The sequence below is a fragment of the Mycobacterium sp. 1245852.3 genome (genome assembly GCF_001669335.1).
GTDB classification, from domain to species: domain Bacteria; phylum Actinomycetota; class Actinomycetes; order Mycobacteriales; family Mycobacteriaceae; genus Mycobacterium; species Mycobacterium europaeum_A.
Genome location: NZ_LZLL01000479.1, coordinates 1 through 6281 on the forward strand (window position 1 = coordinate 1; position 6281 = coordinate 6281).

Annotated in this window: 5 protein-coding genes; all 5 read right to left on the minus strand. The window is 66.6% G+C overall.

The genetic code is table 11. The features are described 5' to 3' along the window. Positions 1–20: 20 nt before the first annotated feature. The gene (locus A9W96_RS21270; protein WP_067142800.1) at positions 21–1184 is read right to left on the minus strand and encodes a virulence factor Mce family protein; all 1164 of its coding nucleotides are present in this window, start codon (positions 1182–1184) and stop codon (positions 21–23) included. After that, on the minus strand, positions 1181–2794 hold the full coding sequence (locus tag A9W96_RS21275) for a virulence factor Mce family protein (protein ID WP_067142802.1): 1614 nt from the start codon (positions 2792–2794) through the stop codon (positions 1181–1183). Before A9W96_RS21275 ends, A9W96_RS21270 begins: the two co-directional genes overlap by 4 nt. Then, a complete protein-coding gene (locus tag A9W96_RS21280; RefSeq protein WP_067142804.1) occupies positions 2791–4383 on the minus strand; it encodes a virulence factor Mce family protein in 1593 nt (530 codons plus the stop codon). Before A9W96_RS21280 ends, A9W96_RS21275 begins: the two co-directional genes overlap by 4 nt. Further along, positions 4380–5420 carry a virulence factor Mce family protein gene (locus A9W96_RS21285; protein ID WP_067021599.1) on the minus strand — a complete coding sequence of 347 codons (1041 nt, stop codon included), beginning with the start codon at positions 5418–5420 and terminating at the stop codon, positions 4380–4382. The genes A9W96_RS21280 and A9W96_RS21285 overlap by 4 nt, the downstream gene beginning before the upstream one ends. Then, positions 5417–6281, minus strand: an 865-nt coding sequence (locus A9W96_RS21290) for an MCE family protein (protein WP_067142807.1), incomplete at its 5' end; no start/stop codon positions are given. The genes A9W96_RS21285 and A9W96_RS21290, both read right to left, overlap by 4 nt.

Consider the following 6281-nt stretch of genomic DNA (forward strand, 5'->3'; position numbering starts at 1 on the left):
CTGGCGTCGGATGAAGGGAGTCAGCAATTCCTGTCCCCCCTTTCCACCAGCGGTCCACCCGGTGCGTCATTCGGGTTCGGCGTGTAACGCACGTCCGGGATCATCGTCTCCGGGTCGCGCCCAAACGACTGCTCGAGTGCCCGCAGGGCTCCCGACAAACCTGTCCCGGTGAGGAACGCGTTGTCGACGGCGCTGTAGGTCAGGTCGAGCGTCAGCGAGATGTTGATGTAGTCGCCGCGGAAGATCTTCGGGACCGTGTCGATGTCGAACGGCTGGGTGAGGATCAGCTTCAGCGCGCCGATCAGGTACGGCGAAGCCCGGCCGAGCTCCTTCAGCGGGCACTGCAGCGCCTGCAGATCGGTGTGCAGCGGCCCGCGCGCCTCCGACAGGTATTGGTCGGCGGCCTGGCTGAGCCGTCCCACCGAGTCGACGGCGTTGATCAGCAGGTTCCTGGTGTCGGCGAAATGCTTGATCAGCGGCGGGATGTCGGTGAGCACCCGATCCAAGACGTCGGCGCGGCCACCCACGTAGGTCAGCAGCCGGTTGGTCGAGTCGATGGCGTGCGTGATGTCGTCGCGCTGCTGGTTGAGCTGGTTGGTGAAAGTGTCCAGCTTGCCGAGCAGCGCCCGGATCGCCTCGCCGCGCCCATTGAAGATGTTGTAGACCTCGTTCTGCAGCACCTCCAGGTTCGGGATGCCGCCGCCGCGCAGGATCAGCGAGAGGCTGGCCAGCGTCTGCTCGGTGGTGGGGTACGAGGTCGAATTCTTCAGCGGAATGGTGTCGCCGCTCTTGAGCAGTTCGTGCGACGGGTTCGGCGGCGCGGCCAGCTCGACGTGCTGGGAACCCAGCAGCGACGTCTGGCCGATCTTGGCCGTGGCGTTCTTGGGCAACTTGACGTTCTTGTCCACACCGAGCGTCAGGGTGGCGATCCAGTTCTTCAGGTTGATGGCCTTGATCGAGCCGACGAAGACGTCGGCGACCATCACCTTGCTGTTGCCGTTGATCGCCAGGGTGTCGGGCACCTGCACGTAGAGGGTCATGGCCCCCGACCCGCTGCCGGGTCCACCCGGGATCGAGACGTTGGAGATGCCCTTCCAACCACACGAGCTCAACACCGTCGCGGCCACCAGCAGGGTCAGCCCTTGCCACGCCCGATGGCGGATCAGCCGAAGCGCGCCCCTCACTGCCCACCTCCAAAGTCAGCGGGTACCGGCGGCCCGCCCGCGTTCGGCGCGGGCGCGGACACCGGCGCCGGTGTCGGGGCGACCGGGCCCGGGACCACATCCGGTCCGGGCGGCGGCGGTTGGATCGGCACCGGGGCATTCAGCCCGATGGGCGGCACGATCGGGTTCTCGTCGTAGGCGTTCGGCGGACCCGGCGGGGTCTGCAGGGTCGACTGGACGGGTTCGATGTTCGGACCACCCATCAGCTCACTCAGCGATTCGGGGGTCATCAGGCCCGCGGTGATCGGCCCGACCTGCTGGCCCTGCATGCCGGGAGCGACGATCCAGCCCGGCTGGGTGTTGCGGTGCGACGTCGGGGTGTCCGGCACCCAGATGCCGGGAACGGTGGTGTCTTTGTATCCGTTCGGTGGGTGCAGCCGGTCCTCGGAATACGCGACTTCCTTGGGCAGCGTCTCCGCCGTGCTGAACAGGTTCAAGCCGAACGGCGGGTAGTTGAACTTGATCGCGTCGAGGATCGGCGAGAGGTACTGCGCACACAGTTCGGCCGACTCCTGGTAGCCCAGCCGACTGCCGGCCTGGATCGCGCTGCAGATGAACTGCATCGGGTTCGCGAAGTTGGTGATCGACGGGATGGCGACCACCGAACCGTGCGACGGGTGATAGATCTGGTTGATGTTCGCCGCGGCCGTCGGCAGCACGTGCAGCGCGGTCTCCAGCCCGTTCAGCGGATCCGGTTGCAGCAACGCGTTCGTCGCGGTCTCGAGGTTGTTGATGTCGTGGGTCAGCACGCCGCGGTTCTGGTCCAGCCAGGGGCGCACGGTGGTGAGCAGGCTGTCGAACTGCTGGATCGCGTTGGCCAGGTCGTTGTCGTTGTGCGCCAGCCGGGTGGTGAAATCCGCCAGGTTCTGGTTGAGCGCGACGAACTGCTGGTCGTCCTGGTGCAGCGCATTGACGAACAGCGCCAGGCTGCGCACCACCGCAAAGAAGTCGCCGCGACCCTCGTTCAGCGCGGTCAGTGCCTGCGACAGGTTGGTCAGCGTGGTGTTGATCTGCTTGCCCTTGCCGGCCAGGCCGTCGGCGAAGGACGTGATGACCTCACCGAACGGCCCCGTCGGCTGCTCGGGTGTGGGGCCCAGCTTGGAGATGATGTTGGTGATGCTGTTGCGCAGCTGGTCCCACTCCACCGGCACCTGGGTGCGCTCCTCGGGGATCACCGCGTTGTTGGCCAGCACCGGACCGCCCTTGTAGGCCGGCTCCAGCTGAATGGACCGCGAAGCCACCAGGGTCGGGTTGAGGATCACCGCCGACGCGTTCGCCGGAACCTTGTACTTGTTCTCGTAGTGGAAGGTGACCTTCATCTTGTCGCCGCTGGGCTCGATCTTGTCGATCGCCCCCACCCGCAGGCCCATGATCTGCACCTTGTCCCCCGCGTACAGCGCGTTCGCCGCCGGGAAATAGGCCACCACGGTGTTGTTGGTCAGCTTCTCGTACAGCCGCCAGCCGACGTAGCCGACGACGAGAGCCAACACGATCACCAGCGATCCGATGATCACCGATGTCCGCGTCATCTTCGGTAGCCGAATGTTGCGGACGTCAAAGATGGTGCTCAATTCTGGCTACCTCCCCCCGCTGCGCCGCTGCCTCCGGTTCCGCCCGGGTTGATGAACGGTGCCGGCAGCTGGTTACCCGGCCCGGGTGGCGCGGCCGGCCCCGGCGGGAAGCCCGGCGCGAACGTCGACGGTGGCGGCGTCGGCCCGGCCGGCGCCAGGTTCTCGGTGCGCGCGCCCGGCGGTGCTTGCGCCGGCAACGGCACCGGGGTGCCCGGAACGTCTGGCGGCGGGTCGCCCGGCCGGCCCGCGATCGGGATGCCCGGCGTGGGCGGCAGACCGTTGGGGTTGGGCGGCGACGTCATCACGTCGACCGGCGCGGGGAAGCCCGGCCCACCGAACGGGCCCGACGCCGCGCCCGCACAGGGCAACGGATTCCACGGCCGCGGCAGCCCCTCGTCCCCGACGGTGACATTGCCGCCCGGATTGGCCGGCGTGTACGAGCACGGCGATCCCGGCGGGACGGCCGGACCCGGGTGATCGGGCGTGCCCTCGAGCACCGGCGGTGCCGGCGGCGGCGCGCCGTTGGGGAATCGGGTGCCGTTGGGGTCGGGGAACCGGAAGGCCGGCAATCCCGCACTGCGCCAGAAGTTCTCCGGGTCGATGCCGCGCTTCTTGAAGGCGGCGTCCACCCAGGGCTGCGAAATCTGGTACAGCGCCAGGTTGTGCAGCACCACCTTGAAGAACGGGCCGGAGGCGATGGCCTCGTTCAGCGACGGCAGGAACTTGCCGACCTCGGTGAAACCGTTGGCCAGATCGTCTTTGCGCTGCACCAGGATGTCGCTTACGGTGCGCAGCTGCTCCAGCACGTGGTTGAGGTTCGGGTTGTCGTTGATCAGGCCCTTGACCTGTTCGGAGAACGCCGCGACGTTGCTCAGCAGGGCGTTGATGGCCTGGCCGCGTTCGTTGAAGGCGGCCAGCAGGGTCTTGGCGTTGACCAGCGCCCGGTCGATCTGGTCACTACGGTCACCGAGGATGCCCGCCACCTGGTTGGCCTGGGCGAGCAGGTGCTTGACCTCTTCGTCGCGCTTGCCGATGGTGTCGGAGAACTTGGCCACGCCTTCGAGCGCGGGGCTCAGGTGCGGGTAGGTCTGGTCGATGGTTTGCGACAGGACGTGCAGCGACTGCTTGACGGCGTCGATGTCCCAGCCCTGCGCGGCCTTGGTGACGTCGAAGAACGCGTCGTAGATCTGATAGGGCGTGGTGCTCTGGCCGATCGGCAGCGTCGACCCGGGCCGCAGCGTCTGGCTACCGCGCGGCTCGAGTTCGAGCACCTTCTTTCCGAGGATGGTGTCCGTCTTGACGGCCAGCCGGCTCTCGGTGCCGAAGGTCGCGGTGCCGGCGTTGAACTGGATCACGATGTGATCGCCGTCGATCTTGAGACCCTCCACCTTGCCGACGTCCACGCCGGCGATGCGCACCTTATCGCCCTTGCTGAGACCGCCGGTGTCGGCGAACTGCCCGTAGTAATGCGGTTTGGCCATCAACATCGGGACGCTGGTGAAGCTTTGGCCCACGCCGATCACCAGCACCGTGACGACGATGCCCATCAGCCCGATGCGGACCCGGTTCGGGGGTTCGAGAGTTCTCATTGCGGCGTGCACCTACCCGTCGGCTGCTGGAACAGCCGGACCGTGCGGACCGGGCCGCCGGCCTGCAGACCGTTGATCTTCAGGGTGATGTCGCAGGCGTAGAAGTTCACGAAGTCCCCGTACGACCCGATGGCGCGCCCGATCATGTTCAACGCGGTCGGCACCTTCTTCAGGTAGTCCTGCAGTTGATCCTGCTGGTCGATCAGCGGCTGCTGGACGGCGTCCAGGTAGTTGATCGTCTTGTGCAGCAGGCCGCGGTTTTCGGCCAGCAGGTCGGCAACCGTTCCGGCGGCGTTGCTGATGTGCGCGGTCCCCCCGGCCAGTTGGTCGCCGTGGTCCTTGAGACCGGTGATCAACACCTCCAGATTGTTGATGGTCTGGTCGAACTGCTGCCGGTGCCGGACCGTCGTGTCCAGCACCGTGTTGAGGTTCTTGATGACCTCGCCGATGGCCTGGTCACGCTCACCGAGTTGGCTGGTCAGCTGCGCGGTCTGGTCGAGGATGTCGTTGATGGTGCCACCCTGCCCTTGGAACACGGTGACCAGCGCGGTCGCGATGCTGTTGACCTTCTGTGGGTCGAGCGCCCGGAACAACGGCTTGAAGCCACCGATCAGGGCGTCGAGGTCGAGCGCCGGCTGGGTGCGGGCGAGGGGGATGAACCCGCCGGGCGCCAGCACCTTGTCGGCGCCGTCGCCCTGGCCGCGCTTGAGTTCGAGGTAGCGGTTGCCGATCAGGTCCAGGTAGCGGATCTGGGCGGTCGTCGACTGGTACAGCGGGATCGAGCGGTCGACGTTGAATTTCACCCGCGCCCGCTTGCCGCCGTCGACCAGTTCCACCGTGTCGACCTTGCCGACCTCGACCCCGGAGGCGCGGACGAACTGACCCGCGCGCAGGCCGCTGACGTTGGTGAACTCCGCCGTGTATCCGCTGGTGCGGTCGAAGCGCATCTGACCGAACACCACGATGATCATCACGGTGAAGATCAGCAGCACCACCGAGAAGATGCTGAGCTTGACAAGGGTTCCGGTGATTTTCATGGGTTGATCGTGTTATCCCCTACCTGGCGTCCCCAGACGTACTCGATCGCATACGGCGATCCGGTGTCCAGGTGGTTGTACGGCGCAAGGCTGTTGCCGGAGTCCATCACCAGTTCCGGTGCGGGCCACAGGTCATGGGTGAGCGGTTGCCAGCACCCCGGGGCACCGCCGGGGCCGCCGCGCGCGTTCACCCGCGGCAGGTTCTCCGGCCACACGTAGGGGTTCGGTGCACCACCGACCAGGCCGGCGACGCCGCCGAGCCCCATCGTGAGCGCGGCGACCGCGACCAGCGACAGCGGGTTGGCGACCAACCCCAACCCGGACAGCGCCTGGGTGTGGCTGTTGAGCGAGTAGCCGTTGCCGCCCAGGAACGAGGCGGCCTTGGGCTCGATGTCGTGGTAGTTGCGCACGGTGCAGAACAGCTCGGGACTGTAGGTGTCCAGCAGCTGCGCCGTGGGCACCAGGTCTTCGGCGCCGCGCGCCAGGTACGGACCGCCCTTGTTGAACAGCTCGGCACCGGTGTTACCGAAGCCGACCGCCGACAACAACGCCTGATCCAGATCCTTTTGCTGGGCGTTGATGGTGCGCGAGGTGATCACCGCGTTGTTCAAGAAGTCGAACAGGTCCGGCGCCGCGTTCGCGTAGGTGTCGCCCAGCGCCGCCAAACCTTGAATGTCCTTGCGCGCCTGGGGCAACCGCGGATTCACATCATCGAGCAAGATGTTGGCGTTGACCACCGACTGGCCGAACTTCTCGCCCAGCCCCGACAGCGACTGCGCCGCGGCGCTCAGCGTCAGGTTCAGCTTGATCGGATCCACCTTCTCCGCGATCGAGGTGATGGTCTGGAACAGCGTGTTGATC